This window comes from Achromobacter denitrificans NBRC 15125 (assembly GCF_001571365.1).
GTDB lineage: Bacteria > Pseudomonadota > Gammaproteobacteria > Burkholderiales > Burkholderiaceae_B > Achromobacter > Achromobacter denitrificans.
Map to the genome: position 1 here is coordinate 23,777 of NZ_BCTQ01000045.1, position 17,677 is coordinate 41,453.

The 17,677-nt window shown below is 66.5% G+C and carries 12 protein-coding genes; 5 read left to right on the top strand and 7 right to left on the bottom strand.

Annotated features, from left to right (window positions below; translation table 11 throughout):
- Nucleotides 1–2: 2 nt before the first annotated feature.
- Nucleotides 3–908 carry a LysR family transcriptional regulator gene (locus tag ADE01S_RS26765; RefSeq protein ID WP_062684809.1) on the bottom strand — a complete coding sequence of 302 codons (906 nt, stop codon included), beginning with the start codon at nt 906–908 and terminating at the stop codon, nt 3–5.
- Nucleotides 909–1,240: 332 nt separating this feature from the next.
- Here ADE01S_RS26765 and ADE01S_RS26770 point away from each other — a divergent pair, with 332 nt between their 5' ends.
- Genes ADE01S_RS26770 through adeC form a run of 3 tightly spaced genes read left to right on the top strand, consistent with a single transcriptional unit; the run spans nt 1,241 to nt 7,088 of the window.
- Entirely contained in the window at nt 1,241–2,440 is a 1,200-nt protein-coding gene (locus ADE01S_RS26770; RefSeq protein ID WP_062684810.1) for an efflux RND transporter periplasmic adaptor subunit, read from the top strand.
- Between the two features lie 14 nt (nt 2,441–2,454).
- Nucleotides 2,455–5,637, top strand: coding sequence for an efflux RND transporter permease subunit (locus tag ADE01S_RS26775; RefSeq protein ID WP_062684811.1), 3,183 nt, complete (start codon nt 2,455–2,457; stop codon nt 5,635–5,637).
- Nucleotides 5,634–7,088, top strand: a complete 1,455-nt coding sequence (adeC, locus tag ADE01S_RS26780) for an AdeC/AdeK/OprM family multidrug efflux complex outer membrane factor (RefSeq protein ID WP_062684812.1) — start codon at nt 5,634–5,636, stop codon at nt 7,086–7,088. Before ADE01S_RS26775 ends, adeC begins: the two co-directional genes overlap by 4 nt.
- Before the next feature lie 142 nt (nt 7,089–7,230).
- On the opposite strand, the gene ADE01S_RS26785 is transcribed toward adeC, so the two are convergent.
- The 6 genes from ADE01S_RS26785 to ADE01S_RS26810 form a co-directional block, all read right to left on the bottom strand.
- A complete protein-coding gene (locus ADE01S_RS26785) occupies nt 7,231–7,482 on the bottom strand; it encodes a GlsB/YeaQ/YmgE family stress response membrane protein (protein WP_062684813.1) in 252 nt (83 codons plus the stop codon).
- 97 nt (nt 7,483–7,579) lie between these two features.
- Complete coding sequence (locus ADE01S_RS26790) at nt 7,580–8,194, bottom strand: SCO family protein (RefSeq protein ID WP_062684814.1); 615 nt, start codon at nt 8,192–8,194, stop codon at nt 7,580–7,582.
- Nucleotides 8,195–8,377: 183 nt separating this feature from the next.
- Entirely contained in the window at nt 8,378–10,444 is a 2,067-nt protein-coding gene (locus ADE01S_RS26795; protein ID WP_062684815.1) for a M3 family metallopeptidase, read from the bottom strand.
- 246 nt (nt 10,445–10,690) lie between these two features.
- Entirely contained in the window at nt 10,691–11,539 is an 849-nt protein-coding gene (gene folD / locus ADE01S_RS26800; protein WP_062684816.1) for a bifunctional methylenetetrahydrofolate dehydrogenase/methenyltetrahydrofolate cyclohydrolase FolD, read from the bottom strand.
- A gap of 55 nt (nt 11,540–11,594) precedes the next feature.
- The gene (locus ADE01S_RS26805; RefSeq protein WP_062684817.1) at nt 11,595–12,221 is read right to left on the bottom strand and encodes a response regulator transcription factor; all 627 of its coding nucleotides are present in this window, start codon (nt 12,219–12,221) and stop codon (nt 11,595–11,597) included.
- Nucleotides 12,218–13,972 (bottom strand): PAS domain-containing sensor histidine kinase, encoded by a 1,755-nt coding sequence (locus ADE01S_RS26810; RefSeq protein ID WP_043545732.1) that lies wholly within the window; start codon nt 13,970–13,972, stop codon nt 12,218–12,220. Before ADE01S_RS26810 ends, ADE01S_RS26805 begins: the two co-directional genes overlap by 4 nt.
- 350 nt (nt 13,973–14,322) lie before the next feature.
- Here ADE01S_RS26810 and aceE point away from each other — a divergent pair, with 350 nt between their 5' ends.
- Nucleotides 14,323–17,031 (top strand): pyruvate dehydrogenase (acetyl-transferring), homodimeric type, encoded by a 2,709-nt coding sequence (gene aceE / locus ADE01S_RS26815; RefSeq protein ID WP_062684818.1) that lies wholly within the window; start codon nt 14,323–14,325, stop codon nt 17,029–17,031.
- A 12-nt stretch (nt 17,032–17,043) separates the two neighbouring features.
- A partial coding sequence (locus tag ADE01S_RS26820) for a biotin/lipoyl-containing protein (protein WP_303621339.1) occupies nt 17,044–17,677 on the top strand: 634 nt, incomplete at its 3' end.

Sequence of the window (17,677 nt, forward strand, 5' to 3'; positions counted from 1 at the left end):
CGCTATGTCATGAAAGCGGGAGTATCCTTCGCCTGCCCGCTGCTGCCCAGGCGCTCCATCAGGAATTCGATGAAGATCCGGGTCTTGGCGGGGAGAAGCCGCGTCTCCGTGACCGCGTAGACCGGGAACGGCCCCAGCTGCCAGTCAGGCAGCACCCGCTGCAATTGGCCCGATTGCTGTTCGGCCAGTTGGCCGCCCACGAGCACCGCGATACCCGCGCCCAGCATGGCCAGGCGCCGGGCCATGGCGACGCCGTTGACGGAAAAGCGGTTCCCTGGCGTGAATTCGATGTGCTGGCTGCCGTTGGTCAGGGGCCAGCGCGTCACGCGTCCCGCGCCTTCGGCGCGGAACTCTATGCACTCGTGCCGGGTCAGGTCGCTGGGATGCCGGGGTTCGCCGTGCTTCTCCAGGTAGTCGCGCGAGGCATACAGGTGGGCGGGCAGCATGCCCAGCAGCCTCGCAATCTGTGTCGAATCGGGCAGTTCGCCGATCTCGATGGAAATATCGCAGGTCTGGAACACGCGCGAGGCGTGGTCCGGGTTGGCCAGATCCAGGAAAAACGTGACATCGGGGTAGCGGCGGGAAAATTCCATGAACGATTCAGCCAGGAAATCCGTGCCGAAATCCGCCGGCATGTTCACGCGCAGCGGCCCGGCGGGCGTGTCCACCAGCTTCTGCAGTTCCTCATGGGCGATCTGCGCCTCGGCCACGATGTGCTGGCAGCGCTCGAAGTACAGGCGGCCGGCGTCGGTCAGTTCGACCTTGCGCGTGGTGCGGCTGAGCAGGCGCAGGCCGACCGACCGTTCCAGTTCCGCAACCTGGCGGGACAGGGTCGATTTCGGGACGCCGAGCGTCGCCGCGGCGCGGCTGAAGCTGCGCGTTTTCGCGACTTCGACGAAAAGTTCCATGCCTTGCAAGCGTTTCATGGCGGAATTCTGTCATATCAAGGGTTTGGAAATTGTCCCATAAATGGAATGATGTTTTCTCTTCACGCCTCTTTGTTTCTGGGGCGGGATAACTCAGAATGCGGGTTCTGCAATGCAGCAATGCGACCAAGCCCAGCCTGCGTGTCCGAGGCAAATCCACCCGGCCTGTCCAAGCGGACCGTATCCGCACGGTCCGGGGTAGCGTTTTTGCCGCCGGGACGCTCCCAGGCAACAACGGCCCCCTCGGGAGGCCGCCAGCCCCGCGCAATAGGTGCGCGGCATGGGTACTTTTTTGGAAATCGGGAATGCAATCTATGAACAAGAAAAGCGCTATGTGGCGCGGCGCGGCGGTTGCCACGCTGACGGCATCGGCACTCACGCTGGCCGCCTGCGGCAAGAAGCAGGAGGCCCCCCAGGCGGGCAAGCCGCAGGTGACGGTCGTGACCCTCACCACGCAACCGGTTTCCCTGACCACCGAACTGCCGGGCCGCACCGCGCCGTTCCGCGTGGCCGAGGTCCGTCCCCAGGTCAACGGCATCGTCCAGAAGCGGCTTTTCACCGAAGGCGGCGAGGTCAAGGCGGGGCAGCAGCTCTACCAGATCGACCCGGCGCTCTACCAGGCCAGCCTCGATAGCCAGAAGGCCGCGCTGGCGCGCGCCCAGGCCCAGCAGAAGACGGCAGCGCTGCTGGCCGAGCGCTACAAGCCGCTCGTGGCCACCCGCGCGGTCAGCCAGCAGACCTACGACAACGCCGTCGCCTCGCGCGACCAGGCCGCCGCCGACGTGCTGTCGGCCAAGGCCGCGCTCGACACGGCGCGCATCAACCTCGTTTATACCAAGGTGCTCTCGCCCATCGACGGCATCATCGGCCGTTCCTCGGTGACCGAGGGCGCGCTGGTCACGGCCAACCAGACCTCCGCGTTGGCGGCGGTGCAGCAGATCGATCCGATCTACGTCGACGTCACCCAATCCAGCGTCCAGCTGCTGCGCCTGCAGAATGCGCTCGCCAGCGGCCAGCTGAAGAAGGCCGACGGCGAACAGGCCGCGCTCGTCACGCTGACGCTGGAAGACGGTTCGCAATACGCGCAGCAGGGCAAGCTCCAGTTCTCGGAAGTGACCGTGGACCAGGGCACGGGCTCGGTGACCCTGCGCGCGGTGTTCCCCAATCCCGACCGCCGCCTGCTGCCGGGCATGTTCGTGCGCGCCCGCCTGGCCGATGGCGTCGCCGCCGACGGCCTGCTGGTGCCGCAGCGCGGCGTGACGCGCAACCAGCGCGGCATGCCGACCGCCCTGGTGGTCAACGCCAAGAACCAGGTGGAACTGCGCGAACTGAAGACCGATCGCGCGATCGGCGACAAGTGGCTGGTCACCGACGGCTTGGCCGCCGGCGACAAGGTCATCGTGGAAGGCGTGCAGATGGTGCGCCCGGGGGTTGAAGTGGTCGCCACCGAAGCCAGCGCCAACGCGCCGCAAGCACAGCAACCGCAAGCGGCCGCGACGGCGAAGCAGCAGTAGTCAGGGAGCCTCGCATGGCAAAGTTTTTCATCGATAGGCCGGTTTTCGCCTGGGTGATCGCAATCGTGCTGATGATGGCCGGCGCACTGTCCATCCTCAAGCTGCCGGTCTCCCAATATCCCAACATCGCGCCGCCGGCCATCGGCATCGCGGTGACCTACCCGGGCGCCTCCGCGCAGACCGTGCAGGACACCGTGGTGCAGGTGATCGAACAGCAGATGAATGGCCTGGACGGCCTCCAGTACATCTCCTCGGAAAGCAACTCCGACGGCAGCATGTCCATCACGCTGACCTTCACGCAGGGCACCAACCCGGATACGGCGCAGGTGCAGGTGCAGAACAAGCTGTCCCTGGCGCAGCCGCTGCTGCCGCAGGAAGTGCAGCAGCAGGGCATCCGCGTCACCAAGGCCACCAAGAACTTCCTCATCGTGGCGGGCTTCGTCTCCACCGACGGCACGATGACCAAGGACGACCTGGCCGACTACGTCGCGTCCTACGTCCAGGATCCCATCAGCCGCACGCAGGGCGTGGGCGACTTTCAGTTGTTCGGCTCGCAGTACGCGATGCGCATCTGGCTGGATCCCGCCAAGCTGGTCAACTACGGCCTGACCACCGTCGACGTGGTGGCGGCCATCAAGGAGCAGAACGTCCAGGTATCGTCCGGGCAGCTGGGCGGCCTGCCGTCCGTGCGCGGCCAGCAGCTGAACGCCACCATCATCGGCCCGTCGCGCCTGGAAAAGGCGGAAGACTTCGGCCGCATCCTGCTCAAGGTCAACGCCGACGGCTCCCAGGTGCGCCTGGGCGACGTCTCGCGCATCGAACTGGGCGGCCAGACCTACGCCATCGACAGCTTCTACAACGGCAAGCCGGCCTCGGGCCTGGCCATCAAGTTGGCGCCGGGGGCCAACGCGCTGGATACGGCGCAGGCGGTGCGCGACACCATCAACAACCTGAAGCCGTACTTCCCCCCGGGCATGGACGTCGTCTATCCGTACGACACGACGCCGTTCGTCAGCCTGTCGATCCATGAAGTGTTCAAGACGCTGGTCGAGGCCATCATCCTGGTCTTCCTGGTGATGTACCTGTTCCTGCAGAATTTCCGCGCCACCATCATCCCCACGCTGGCCGTGCCGGTGGTGTTGCTCGGCACGTTCGCGGTGCTGGCGGCCTTCGGGTACTCCATCAACACCCTGACCATGTTCGGGATGGTGCTGGCCATCGGCCTGCTGGTGGACGACGCCATCGTGGTGGTCGAGAACGTGGAGCGCGTGATGGCCGAGGAGGGCCTGACCCCCAAGCAGGCCACCCGCAAGTCCATGTCGCAGATCACGGGCGCGCTGATCGGCATCGCCATGGTGCTGGCGGCCGTGTTCATCCCGATGGCGTTCTTCGGCGGCTCCACGGGCGTGATCTATCGCCAGTTCTCCATCACCATCGTGTCTTCCATGGTGCTGTCGGTGATCGTGGCCATCGTGTTCACGCCGGCCCTGTGCGCGACCCTGCTCAAGCCCATACCCAAGGGCCACCACGGCTCGAAGCGGGGCTTCTTCGGCTGGTTCAACCGCATGTTCGACCGCAGCAGCCACGGCTACGCCAACAGCGTGGCGCGCGGGCTGAACCGCACCAAGCGCCTGATGGTGATCTACCTGGCCCTGGTCATCGCCATGGGCTGGATGTTCACCCGCATCCCCACCGCGTTCCTGCCGGACGAGGACCAGGGCATCCTGTTCGCCCAGATCCAGACGCCGGCCGGCGCCACCGCGGAAAGCACCAAGGCCGTCATCGACGACGCCACCCAATACCTGCTGAACGAGGAAAAGGACGCCGTCACCTCCGTGTTCGCGGTCAACGGCTTCAACTTCGGCGGCCGCGGCCAGAACGCGTCCATCCTGTTCATCAAGCTGCGCGACTGGGAAGAGCGCGGCGACGCCCGCCTCAAGGCCGGCGCCGTGGCGCAGCGCGCCAACGCGCACTTCGCCAAGACCGAGCGCCGCGCCCAGCTGTTCGTGGTGCCGCCGCCCTCCGTGATGGAACTGGGCAACGTCACCGGCTTCGACTTCCAGCTGATGGACCGCGCCGGCGTGGGCCACGAGAAGCTGCTTGCCGCGCGCAACCAGTTGCTGGGCGAAGCCGCCAAGAGCCCGGTCCTGCGGGGCGTGCGCCCTAACGGCATCGAAGACGCGCCGCAGTACCAGCTCGATATCGACCGCGAAAAGGCGCGCGCGCTGGGCGTGGCGGTGTCGGACATCAACAGCACGCTGGCCACCGCCTGGGGTTCGTCGTACGTCAACGACTTCATCGACCGTGGCCGCGTGAAGAAGGTGTTCGCGCAGGGCGAGGCTTCCTCGCGCATGCTGCCGGAAGACCTGAACAAATGGTACGTGCGCAACAACGCGGGCGACATGGTGCCGTTCTCGGCCTTCGCCAAGGCCACCTGGAGCTTCGGCCCGCAGAAGCTGAACCGCTACAACGGCGTGCCGTCCTACAACATCCAGGGCCAGGCGGCGCCGGGCTACAGCTCGGGCGCGGCGATGGAGGAAATGGAACGGCTGGCCTCCCAGCTGCCGGTGGGCGTGGGCTTCGAATGGACCGGCCTGTCGTTCGAAGAGCGGCTGTCGGGCGCGCAGGCGCCGGCGCTGTACGCCATCTCGCTGATCGTGGTGTTCCTGTGCCTGGCGGCGTTGTATGAAAGCTGGACGATTCCGTCCGCGGTGATGCTGGTGGTGCCCCTGGGCATCATCGGGGCGCTGCTCGCCACCTTGATGCGGGGCCTGTCCAACGACGTGTACTTCCAGGTGGGCCTGCTCACGACCATCGGCCTGGCGGCCAAGAACGCCATCCTGATCGTGGAGTTCGCCAAGGAGCACTACGAGGCGGGCGCCAGCCTGACCGAATCGGCCATCCACGCCGCTCGCCAGCGCCTGCGTCCCATCCTGATGACCTCCCTGGCGTTCATCCTGGGCGTGACCCCGCTCGCGATCTCGTCGGGCGCCGGCTCGGGCAGCCAGAACGCCATCGGCACGGGCGTGATCGGCGGCATGCTGACCGGCACCTTCCTGGCCATCTTCTTCGTTCCGGCCTTCTTCGTGATCATGCTGCGCGTATTCAAGGTCAAGCGCATGAGCGAAAACGTGGACGTGCACGACGTGAGCGCCAATGGCTCGCAGAACGTGTCCGCGGAAGGACAATCGCAATGACATTCCCGATGAGAACCTTGCTGTCTGTTTCCCTGGCGGCGGCCCTGGCGGGCTGCTCGCTGGCCCCCACCTACGAACGGCCGGACGCGCCGATCGACACGGCCTACCCGCAGGGCGCCGCCTACAAGGCGGCCCAGCCCGCCGACCCGGGCGGCATGGCCACGGCCGATATCGGCTGGCGCGACTTCTTCGGCGATCCGCTGCTGCAACAGCTGATCGAGCAGTCGCTGGCCAACAACCGCGATCTGCGGGTCGCGGCGCTCAACGTCGAGGCGGCGCGCGCGCAGTACCGCATCCAGCGCGCCGACCTGATGCCCAGCGTGGGCATCGCCGGCCAGGAGACGGCCCAGCGTTCGCCGGCCGACCTGTCGGCCAGCGGGCGCGCCACCACCAGCCACAGCTACCAGGTCGGCGCCGCCATGTCGGCCTGGGAGCTGGACCTGTTCGGCCGCATCCGCAGCCTGAGCGACAAGGCGCTGGAATCCTACCTGGCGCTGGACGAAACGCGCACGGCGACGCAGCTCACGCTGATCGCGGAGGTGGCCAACGCCTACCTCACCATGCGCGCCGACCAGGAACTGCTGGCGCTCACGCGCGACACGCTCAAGAGCCAGGAGGACTCCTTCAAGCTCACGCAGCAAAGCTATGACCAGGGCCTGTCCACGGCGCTGGACCTGAGCCAGGCCGAAGTGTCGCTGCGCACCGCGCAACGCAACCTGTCGCAATACACGCGCCAGGCCGCGCAGGACCGCAACGCGCTCGTGCTGCTGGTGGGCCAGCCCCTGTCGCCCGAGATGACGGCGGCGCTGGATAGCGCGGTCAAGCTGGACGACGGCATGCTGCCGACCACGCTGCCGGCCGGGCTGCCCTCGGACCTGCTGGCGCGGCGGCCGGACATCCGCGCGGCCGAGCACCAGCTCAAGGGCGCCAACGCGAATATCGGCGCCGCGCGCGCCGCGTTCTTCCCGACCATCAGCCTGACCGGCTCGGCCGGCACGGCCAGCGCCAGCCTGGGCGGCCTGTTCGAAGGCGGTTCCGGCGCCTGGAGCTTCGTGCCCCAGATCACGGTGCCGATCTTCGCCGGCGGCTCGCTGCTGGCCGGCCTGGACCTGGCGAAGGTGCAGAAGAACATCCAGGTGGCGCAGTACGAGAAGGCCATCCAGTCGGGCTTCCGCGAAGTGGCCGACGCCCTGGCCGGGCGCGGCACGCTGGACGAGCAGATCCAGGCGCAGCAGCTGCTGGTGGCAGCGAACCAGCGCGCCTACGATGCGTCCGACCAGCGCTTCCGCCAGGGGATCGACGACTACCTGAGCGTGCTGGATTCCCAGCGCTCGCTCTACAGCTCGCAGCAGGCCCTGGTGGATACGCGCCTGGCCCGCCTGGCCAACCTGGTCACGCTGTACAAGGTGCTGGGCGGCGGCTGGACCGAGCGCACGGTGGCAGCCCGGTAGGATGGGCAAAGCGCGAAAAACCCTGGCCTGGCAGGCCGGCGTCCATCGCGCAACCCATCATCGCTCCCCCGTCGCCGTTCCACGCAAAAAAAGCGGGCCGATCGTTTGATCGGCCCGTTTTCATTTCAAACCCGGCAAAACGTCAGGTGCGCTTCTTGGCGATCAGGCCCACCACGAACAGCACGATGATCGCGCCGACGACCGATCCGATCCAGCCCGCGGGTTCCCCGGGCGCGTACCAGCCCAGGGACTGGCCGAGGAAACCGGCGACGACGGCGCCGATGATCCCCAGGATGGTGGTCATGATGATCCCCATGTTCTGGTCTCCGGGCATGATGGCGCGGGCGATCAGGCCCACGATGAACCCGACGATGATCATGATGATGATGCTCATGCGCGTACTCCTTGGAGAGTAAAAGGGGGCAGTGTGCACAGATGATACCCATGCCCCGGGCATGCCGGCTGTAACAACTGGTATGCGGCGCGTCGCCTCAGGAGGTCAGGTCGATGAGCTGGCGCACGTCCTTGGTGAGCGCCTCGATGCTGTCGGTGTCGGAGGCCAGCAGGCGCGCCTTGCCGTCCTTGTCGAAAATGTACACGCCGCGGCTGTGCGTGACTTCGTACATGTCGGCGGCGTCGCCGGGGCGCGGTTTCTCGATCTGGTAGGCCACGCGGTAGCGGCGCGCCAGGTCCGCGATCTGCTTTTCGTCGCCCGTCACGCCGATGGCGCTGTTGTTGAAGGCATTGACGTAGGCCTGCAGGATGTCGGGCGTATCGCGGTGCGGGTCCACGCTCACGAACAGGATGCGAACGTCGCGGGCCTTGTCGCCCAGGTTCTGCAACACGGCCGTCAACTGCGCCATGGTGGTGGGGCAGATGTCGGGGCAGCTGGCGTAGCCGAAGAAGAGCAGCACCGTCTTGCCCTTCAGGTCGTCGCTGCTGACCGTCTTGCCGCCCGCGCCGGGCAGCGAGAATTTGAGGTCGGGCAGGTGCCCCTTCACGTTGTAGAGCGTCCAATCGACGTTCCTGTCGCCGCAGGCGGCAAGGAACACGCACAGAGCCAACAGCAGGCCGCGCCAGGCGCGGCCGGAAATGAGGTGTCGCATGAGTCCAAGGGCGGGTAAAGGGGTAAACCTTTCGATTCTACCCGCAAGCCGGGGACGTGGCCTCGGGGCGGCCGCCGGTGCGCGCGGCGATGTGGCCGCGGCTTGCTCTGGCGCAAGCGAGGCGCGGAAAGCGCGACGGCCCGCGCGAGGCGGGCCGTCGGAGAACGCGGGGGCGCCGGGCGATCAGGCGGGCGTCATGCCGCTGTGGCGCAGCAGGGCGTCGATGCGCGGGGCGCGGCCGCGGAAGGCGGCGAAGGAGTCGGCCGCCGGGCGCGAACCGCCCACCGCCAGCACCTCGCGGCGGAAGCGGGCGCCCGTCGCCGGGTCCAGCGTGCCCAGCGCATTGCCGGCTTGCCGGGCGGCGGCTTCCTCGAAGGCCTCGTAGGCGTCGGCCGACAGCACCTCCGCCCACTTGTAGCTGTAGTAGCCCGCGCCGTAGCCGCCCGCGAACAGGTGCGAGAACGCATGCGGCAGGCGGTGCCAGGCCGGCGGGAACAGCACGGCCACTTCCTTGCGCACTTCCTGCAGCAGCTCCAGCACCTCGCCGATGGAAGCGCCCTTGGCGCGGTCGTGCATCAGCATGTCGAACAGCGCGAACTCGATCTGGCGCACCGTCTGCATGCCGCTCTGGTAGTTGCGCGCGGCGACCAGGCGGTCGTAGAGCGCGCGCGGCAGCGGCTCGCCCGTGTCCACGTGGGCGGACAGCTTCTGCACCACGGCCCATTCCCAGCAGAAGTTCTCCATGAACTGCGAAGGCAGTTCGATGGCGTCCCATTCCACGCTGGCGAAGGCGGCCGCGCCCGGCTCGTCCACCTCGGACAGCAGGGCATGCAGGGCATGGCCGGTTTCATGGAACAGCGTGATCACGTCGTCGTGGGTCAGGACGGCGGCGCGGTCGCCGTTGGGGCGCGAGAAATTGCAGGTGAGGTAGGCGATGGGCGTCTGCACCTGGCCGGCTACGACGCGGCGGGTGCGCTCGCTGTCGACCCAGGCGCCGCTCTGCTTGCCGGCGCGCGCGTACAGGTCCAGGTAAAGGTGGCCGATGAGCGCGCCGTCGGGGCTTTCCACCCGCACGCCGCGCACGTCGCCATGCCACGACGACACCGGCGTTTCCGCCAGGCGCACGTCGAACAGGGTTTCGATGACTTCGAACAGGCCGGAGAGCACGCGCGGCTCGGTGAAATACTGCTTCACCTCGTCTTCGGAATAGGCGTAGCGCGATTCGCGCAGGCGCTCCGAGGCGTAGGGCACGTCCCAGGGCTGGAGTTCGTCCAGGCCGAGTTCGGCGGCCGCGTAGGCCGTCAGTTCGGCCAGGTCGCGCTGGGCGTAGGGCTTGGCGCGCGCGGCCAGGTCGCGCAGGAACACGGTGACTTCGCGGGCGTCGCGCGCCATGCGGGTCTGCAGGCGCAGCGCCGCGAAGGTGCCCAGGCCCAGCAGGCCGGATTCTTCGGCGCGCAGCGCCAGCAGCTCTTCGATCAGGGGGGAATTGTCGAACTGGGCGTCGCCCTGTTCGGACGCCACCGTGCCGTAGCCGCGGTAGAGCGCCTCGCGCAGCGAGCGATCCTGGGCGTACTGCATGACGGGCAGGTAGCAGGGCATCTTCAGCGTGAGCTTCCAGCCTTGCTTGCCGTCTTCCTCGGCGGCCGCGCGGGCGGCGGCCCGCACGTCGGCGGGAATCCCGGCCAGGCGGGATTCGTCTTCGACCAGCAGCGACCAGGCGTCGATCGAATCCAGCACGTTTTCGGAGAACTTCTGCGAAGCCTGGGCCTCGCGGTCGGAAATGGCCGCGTAGCGCTCGCGGTCGGCGCCTTGCAGTTCGACGCCGCTCAGGCGGAAATCGCGCAGCGCCATTTCCACGATGCGGCGGCGCACCGGCGTCCAGGACGCGAAATCGGGGGCGGCGGCCAGGCGCTGGTACTGCTTGTACAGGCCTTCGTGCAGGCCGACCCAGGTGGAGAATTCGGTCACCAGGGGCAGGGCGGCGTTATAGGCCTCGCGCAGCTCCGGCGTGTTGACCACGGCGTTCAGGTGGCCGGCCACCGACCAGGCGCGCCACAGGCGCTCCGAAGCGGTATCCAGCGGCTCGACCACGGCTTCCCAGGTGGGCGCGAGCTTGGGGTCGGCCGCCGCGTCGACGGCCTGGCGGGCGATGCCCAGCAGCTCCTCGACGGCCGGCACGATATGCCCGGGCTTGACGGCCGCATAATCGACCAGATCGGAAACAGGGGCGAGCAGGGGGTTCTGGGACATGGCGGTAGCGGCAGGAATGAGTACAGGAATCAGATAAGGGCGATTCCGGAGAATGCAAGTAGGATGGGTGGAGCGCGAGAGTTCTCAAGCTAGAACGCTGCCCTCCAGCGCGCGAAACCCATGCGGCCGTGGGCAGATTGTTTTTTCGGCCTGCACAGGGGCGCTGTCTGCCCACGGCCGCATGGGTTTCGCGCGTTGAGCACCTGGGTTCTTGCCTAGGAACTCTCGCGCTTCACCCATCCTACGTCATGCCTTGCGCTCGGCTGCTTCGACGGTGTTGACCAGCAGCATGGCGATGGTCATGGGGCCCACGCCGCCGGGCACGGGCGTGATAGCGCCGGCCACTTCGCGGGCGGAGGCGAAGTCCACGTCGCCGCACAGCTTGCCGTCGGCGCCGCGATTGATGCCGACGTCGATGACGACGGCGCCGGGCTTGATCATCGAACCGTCGATCATGCCGGGCTTGCCGGTAGCGACCACCAGCACGTCGGCGCGCCGGGTCTGGGCGGCCAGGTCGCGCGTCTTGGAGTTGCAGATGGTGATGGTGGCGCCCGCCTGCAGCAGCAGCATCGCCATGGGCTTGCCGACGATATTGCTGGCGCCAACGATCACGGCTTCGGCGCCGCGCAAGGTCACGCCCTCGGATTCCAGCATCTTCATCACGCCGTAGGGCGTGCAGGGGCGGAACAGCGGCTGGCCGGTCATGAGCAGGCCGGCGTTGCTGATATGGAAGCCGTCCACGTCCTTCTCGGCCGCGATGGCCTCGATGACCTTGTGGGAGTCCATGTGCTTGGGCAGGGGCAACTGCACCAGGATGCCGTGGATGGACGGGTCCCGGTTCAGCTCGCCGATGCGGGCCAGCAGGTCGGCCTCGGTCATGTCGGCGGGGTACTGCTCTTTCACGGAATGCAGGCCGGCCTTTTCGCAGGCGGCGACCTTGTTGCGAACGTAAACCTGGGAGGCGGGGTCTTCACCCACCAGCACCACGGCCAGGCCGGGGCGGATTCCCTTCGCCGCCAGGGCGGAAACGCGCTGGGCGACTTCTTCGCGGATGCGCTGCGACAGGGCGGCGCCATCGATAATCCTTGCTGTCATACGGAAACCTCCGCGCTGCGCGCTTCGGTCTTCGCCTTGGGGGTTGCCCGGCGGCTCATGCATGCGCCTCCGGTTTGGCCAAGGCGACCTTCATCAGGTCGGCTACGGTAGTCACTTCCAGTTTCTCCATGATGTTGGCGCGGTGCGCCTCGACGGTCTTGATGCTGATGCCCAGGTCGTCGGCGATCTGCTTGTTCAAGCGGCCGGCGACGATGCGCTCCAGCACCTGCTGCTCGCGCGCGGTCAGGCGCGCCAGCATCGCTTCGTGGTCCTTCTGGGCCTGGTGCTTGCTGACGCGCTGCGTCGCCTGCTCCAGCATGCGCGCCACGATTTCGCGCAGGTCGGATTCGTTGAACGGCTTTTCCAGGAAGTCCACCGCGCCCTTCTTCATGGTCGACACGGCCATGGGCACGTCGCCGTGGCCGGTGATGAACACGATGGGCAGCGGGGCATTGCGGGCGATCAGCTGCTCCTGCAGTTCCAGGCCGCTCATGCCGGGCATGCGCACGTCGGCGATCAGGACGCCGATCTGGCCGGCGTCGTAGTCTTCCAGGAAGGATTCGCCGCTGGCATAGGCGCGCACGCGATAGCCATTGGCTTCCAATAGCCAGCGCAGCGAATCGCGTACCGCTTCGTCGTCGTCAACTATGAATACCGTGCTCGACAGGTGGGGCGTGTTCATGCGTGCAACTCCTCTGACTGATCGTTCTGGGCCTGCGTCTGGGTCGCAGCGCAGGGCAGGGTAAAGCGGAAGATGGTGCCGCCGGCGGGATTGGGGTCTGCCCACAGGCGGCCGTGATGCGATTCGATAATGGTACGGCAGATATTCAGCCCCATGCCCAGGCCCTGGGTCTTGGTGCTGAAGAAAGGTTCGAACAGGCGTTCGGGTTCGGCCAGGCCGTGGCCGCGGTCGACCACCGCCACTTCGATGTGCTGGTCGTGCAGGATCACGGCGACCTTGAGTTCGTCGGATTCGCTCTTTTCCATGGCTTCCAGCCCGTTTTTCAACAGGTTCAGGAGCACCTGTTCGATCAGGATCGGGTCGGCCAGGACGTCCGGGGCGTTCGACGGCACGAAGCTGTCGATGCGGATGCGGCGCTTGCGCGCGTCGATCTCGGCGAAGCCGATGGCGTTGTCGACAATGCGGCCGATGGCCACGCGCTGGCGGCGGGGCTCGCTGCGCTTCACGAATTCGCGGATGCGGCTGATGATCTTGCCGGCGCGTTCGGCCTGCGAGGCGGCCTTCTCCAGCGCGGGCAGCAGCATGTTGGGGCTGGTGTGGCCGGCCTTGACCAGGGCGACGGCGCCCATGCTGTAGTTGGCGATGGCCGTCAGTGGCTGGTTCAGCTCGTGCGCCAGCGACGAGGCCATTTCGCCCATGGTGGTCAGGCGGCTGGTGAGCTGGATCTTTTCCTGCTGCACGCGCGACGCTTCTTCGTGCACGCGGCGCTCGGTGATGTCGCGCGCCACCTGCATGCGCACGCGGCGGCCGTCGGTCCAGGCCAGCATGCGGTGGTGCACTTCGAACCAGCGCTGCACGGAGGGCGCGAAGACCTCCACGGATTCGTCGGTGAAGCGGCCGCGGCGGCCGGCCAGGAGCTCGTCGTGGCCGCCCGTCTGCGCGCCGAACACGCGGCGGTAGGTGCGGTTGGCGAACAGCAGTTCCAGGCCGTCGTGGGTGTCGGCCGTGACCGAAATGGCGTCGTCCAGGCCTTCCAGCACCGTCATGAAGCGCTCGTGCGCGGCGGTCAGGGCCTCGCGGATGCGCTTGGGCTCGGTGATGTCGGTCATGGAGGTCATCCAGCCGATCTGGTTGCCGTTGGGATCCAGCAGCGGGGACACGTACATGCGCGCCGTGAACCGCGAACCGTCGCGGCGCTGGGCCTCGACTTCCAGGCCGCTGCTGGGCGTCTTGCCGGACATCAGCACGTCCAGGGTGTGCTGGTGCTGTTCGTGGCGGCCCGGCACCCAATAGGGGAAGGGCGGGCTGCGGCCGATCAGGTCGGCCTCGTTCCAGCCGATCATCCGGCAGAAAGCCGGGTTCACGTAGGCGATGCGGCCTTCCATGTCCAGCACGCGCATGCCGGTGGACATGGAGTTCTCCATCGCGCGGCGGAAACCGGTCTCGGCGATCAGCGCTGCCTCGGCCGACGAGCGAAAGCGCGTGTACCGCCAGAGCATCAGCAGGCTGATGACGATCACGCAGGACAGGGCCAGCACCACCCAGATGAGGCGCTGCTGCCGCATTTCCTGGTCGATCGTCACGAACATGACGCTGTCGTCATGGATGCGCTGCAACCAGAAGAACACCGCCATCACACAGATGTAGAGGATCAGCACCATCGCGGGCGTGACCCAGTACACCCCCCGCCGGCGAGTGCGGGCGTGATCGTGGAACGGCGTAGGAATATTGGACTTGGGCGCGCTGGACATGGAATTCGGGGCGGATAGACCGCGCATTTTAGTGCGTGTTGGCGGGGAATTGCCGGGAATCAACGCCTCCTTTTGGAGGACATACTAAAAAGGATGAGGCGAAAGTGTTCAGTTTGCGGTCAATTTTTCGTATTATGAAATGCCGTACCGCAACATGAAATTTTCCTTGCGACCGGTTACTCTTCTTTCTTAGAATGCCGGCTGATAGGGAACCCCCCGATGGCAGGTCTCTAGAACACCCCGACCCATGCATGACATGGTAGCCCGGATGATCCCGGCTACCATGCAATGTCCGCGAGTAGATAAATAAGCGGGTGTGGTCACGAACGAACTCAAACAGGAGACACACGATGTCCTCTTTCGCCCAGGCTGGCGCCGTACAGGCTGCCAACGACGAAGACACCCTTGAAACCCAGGAGTGGCTCGAAGCCCTGGCGGCAGTCCTTGATCGTGAAGGACCTCAGCGCGCCCACTATCTGCTCGAACGCCTGATCGACGAAGCCCGTCGTTCCGGCGCCCACATTCCGTTCTCGCCGAACACCGCGTACGTCAACACGATTCCCCCCGGCCTGGAGCCGGCGCATCCCGGCAACCTGGAGCTGGAAGCCCGCATCCGTTCGTACGTGCGCTGGAACGCCATGGCCATGGTGGTCAAGGCCAACAAGCACAACCCGCCCGATGGCGGCGACCTGGGCGGCCACATCGCCTCGTTCGCCTCGCTGGCCACCATGATCGGCTGCGGCCAGAACCACTTCTGGCACGCGGAAGACGAAAGCCACGGCGGCGACCTGGTCTACTTCCAGGGCCACACTTCGCCCGGCATGTACGGCCGCGCCTACCTGGAAGGCCGCCTGACCGAAGACCAGCTGAACCATTTCCGCCAGGAAGTGGACGGCAAGGGCCTGTCCTCGTACCCGCACCCGAAGCTGATGCCGGAATTCTGGCAGTTCCCGACGGTGTCGATGGGCCTGGGCCCGCTGATGGCCATCTACCAGGCGCGTTTCCTGAAGTACCTGCACGCCCGCGGCATCGCCGACACCAGCCGCCGCAAGGTCTGGGTATTCTGCGGCGACGGCGAAATGGACGAGCCGGAATCGCTGGGCGCGATCGCCCTGGCCGCGCGCGAAAAGCTCGACAACCTGATCTTCGTGATCAACTGCAACCTGCAGCGCCTGGACGGTCCGGTGCGCGGCAACGGCAAGATCATCCAGGAACTGGAAGGCGACTTCCGCGGTTCGGGCTGGAACGTGATCAAGCTGATCTGGGGCGGCTACTGGGATCCGCTGCTGGCGCACGATAAGGAAGGCATCCTGCGCCAGATCATGGAAGACACCGTGGACGGCGAGTACCAGGCGTACAAGGCCAACGACGGCAAGTTCGTGCGCGAGCACTTCTTCGGCAAGCATCCGAAGCTGCTGGAAGCCGTGTCGCGCATGAGCGACGAGGACATCTGGCGCCTGAACCGCGGCGGCCATGACCCGCACAAGGTGTTCGCGGCGTTCGACGCCGCCACCAAGCACGAAGGCCAGCCCACCGTCATCCTGGCCAAGACCATCAAGGGCTACGGCATGGGCCACGTCGGCCAGGCCAAGAACCCGACTCACCAGCAGAAGAAGCTGGAGCTGGATTCCATCCGCGAATTCCGCGACCGCTTCGCCATTCCCATCCCGGACGACCAGCTGGCCGACCTGCCGTACTTCAAGCCGGCCGACGACTCGCCCGAAATGAAGTACCTGCACGAGCGCCGCGCCGCGCTGGGCGGCTACCTGCCGCACCGCCGCGCCAAGGCCGACGAGCACCTCAAGGCCCCGGCGCTGGACGCCTTCAAGGCCGTGCTGGAGCCCACCGCGGAAGGCCGCGAGATCTCCACCACCCAGGCTTTCGTGCGCATCCTGAACCAGGTCCTGCGCGACAAGGAACTGGGTCCGCGCGTCGTGCCGATCCTGGCCGACGAATCGCGCACCTTCGGCATGGAAGGCCTGTTCCGCCAGATCGGCATCTACGCGCCGGAAGGCCAGAAGTACACCCCGGTCGACAAGGACCAGGTCATGTACTACAAGGAAGCGGCCGACGGCCAGCTCCTGCAGGAAGGCATCAACGAAGCGGGCGCCATGAGCTCGTGGATCGCGGCGGCCACGTCGTACTCCTCGAACAACCGCATCATGATCCCGTTCTTCATCTACTACTCGATGTTCGGGTTCCAGCGCATCGGCGACCTGGCCTGGGCGGCCGGCGACATGCAGGCGCGCGGCTTCCTGCTGGGCGGCACCGCGGGGCGCACCACGCTCAACGGCGAAGGCCTGCAGCACGAGGACGGCCACAGCCACATCCTGGCGTCCACGATCCCGAACTGCGTCTCGTACGATCCCACGTTCGGCCATGAGCTGGCCGTGATCATCCAGCATGGCCTGAAGCGCATGGTGGAAGACCAGGAGAACGTGTACTACTACCTGACCGTGATGAACGAGAACTACCCGCAGCCCGGCCTCACGCAGGGCGACGAGGAAGGCATCATCCGCGGCATGTACAAGCTGAAGTCGCACGGCAAGGGCAAGAACCGCGTGCAACTGATGGGCTCGGGCACGATCCTGCGCGAAGTCATGGCCGCCCAGGAACTGCTGGAAGCCGATTGGGGCGTGGCCTCGGACCTGTGGAGCGTCACCAGCTTCACCGAACTGCGTCGCAACGGCCTGGATGCCGAGCGCCACAACATGCTGCATCCCGAAGAGAAGAAGCCGCAGGTGGCCTACGTCACCGAGCAGCTGGCCAAGACGGAAGGCCCGATCATCGCCTCGACCGACTACATGAAGCTGTTCGCCGACCAGATCCGTCCGTTCGTGCCCAAGGGCCGCGAATACAAGGTGCTGGGCACCGACGGTTTCGGCCGCTCGGATTTCCGCTCGAAGCTGCGCGAGCACTTCGAAGTGGACCGCCACTTCGTCGTGGTCGCCGCGCTGCGCGCGCTGGCCGATGAAGGCAAGGTGCCCGTCGCAAAGGTGGCCGAAGCCATCAAGAAGTACGGCATCAATCCGAACAAAGCCAACCCGCAATACGCCTGAGGGTAAAGAGACATGAGCAACGTCGTGCAAATCAAGGTTCCCGACATCGGCGACTTCAAGGAAGTGGAAGTCATCGAAGTGCTGGTGGCGGTGGGCGACACGATCAAGGCCGAGCAGAGCCTGATCACCGTCGAGTCGGACAAGGCCTCGATGGAAATCCCCGCCTCGCAGGGCGGTGTGGTGAAGTCCATCGCGGTCAAGGTCGGCGACAAGGTCGCCGAGGGCGCCGTGGTGCTGGAAGTGGAAGAGGGCGCCTCGGCCGAGGCCGCCGCGCCCAAGGCGGAAGCCAAGGAAGCGCCCAAGCAGGCCGCCGCCGCCGCCGCGCCCGCCGCCAAGGCTGAAGCGGCCGCGCCGGCCGCGGCCAGCGGCCCGGTCGAGATCGAAGTGCCGGACATCGGCGACTTCAAGGAAGTCGAAGTCATCGAAGTCATGGTCGCCGTGGGCGATACGATCAAGGCCGAACAGAGCCTGATCACCGTCGAGTCGGACAAGGCCTCGATGGAAATCCCCGCCTCGCAGGGCGGCGTGGTCAAGGAAGTGAAGGTCAAGGTCGGCGACAAGGTCGCCAAGGGTTCGATCGTGGTCGTGGTCGAGGGCAGCGCGCCTGCCGCCGCCTCTGCCGCTGCCCCGGCGGCCGCCAAGGCGG

Excerpts from the sequence above, each read along its gene's own strand:
- ADE01S_RS26765 (WP_062684809.1), bottom strand. The coding sequence starts at position 908 with ATGGAACTTTTCGTCGAAGTCGCGAAAACGCGCAGCTTCAGCCGCGCC.
- ADE01S_RS26770 (WP_062684810.1), top strand. The coding sequence starts at position 1,241 with ATGAACAAGAAAAGCGCTATGTGGCGCGGCGCGGCGGTTGCCACGCTG.
- ADE01S_RS26775 (WP_062684811.1), top strand. The coding sequence starts at position 2,455 with ATGGCAAAGTTTTTCATCGATAGGCCGGTTTTCGCCTGGGTGATCGCA.
- adeC (WP_062684812.1), top strand. The coding sequence starts at position 5,634 with ATGACATTCCCGATGAGAACCTTGCTGTCTGTTTCCCTGGCGGCGGCC.
- ADE01S_RS26785 (WP_062684813.1), bottom strand. The coding sequence starts at position 7,482 with ATGAGCATCATCATCATGATCATCGTCGGGTTCATCGTGGGCCTGATC.
- ADE01S_RS26790 (WP_062684814.1), bottom strand. The coding sequence starts at position 8,194 with ATGCGACACCTCATTTCCGGCCGCGCCTGGCGCGGCCTGCTGTTGGCT.
- ADE01S_RS26795 (WP_062684815.1), bottom strand. The coding sequence starts at position 10,444 with ATGTCCCAGAACCCCCTGCTCGCCCCTGTTTCCGATCTGGTCGATTAT.
- folD (WP_062684816.1), bottom strand. The coding sequence starts at position 11,539 with ATGACAGCAAGGATTATCGATGGCGCCGCCCTGTCGCAGCGCATCCGC.
- ADE01S_RS26805 (WP_062684817.1), bottom strand. The coding sequence starts at position 12,221 with ATGAACACGCCCCACCTGTCGAGCACGGTATTCATAGTTGACGACGAC.
- ADE01S_RS26810 (WP_043545732.1), bottom strand. The coding sequence starts at position 13,972 with ATGTCCAGCGCGCCCAAGTCCAATATTCCTACGCCGTTCCACGATCAC.
- aceE (WP_062684818.1), top strand. The coding sequence starts at position 14,323 with ATGTCCTCTTTCGCCCAGGCTGGCGCCGTACAGGCTGCCAACGACGAA.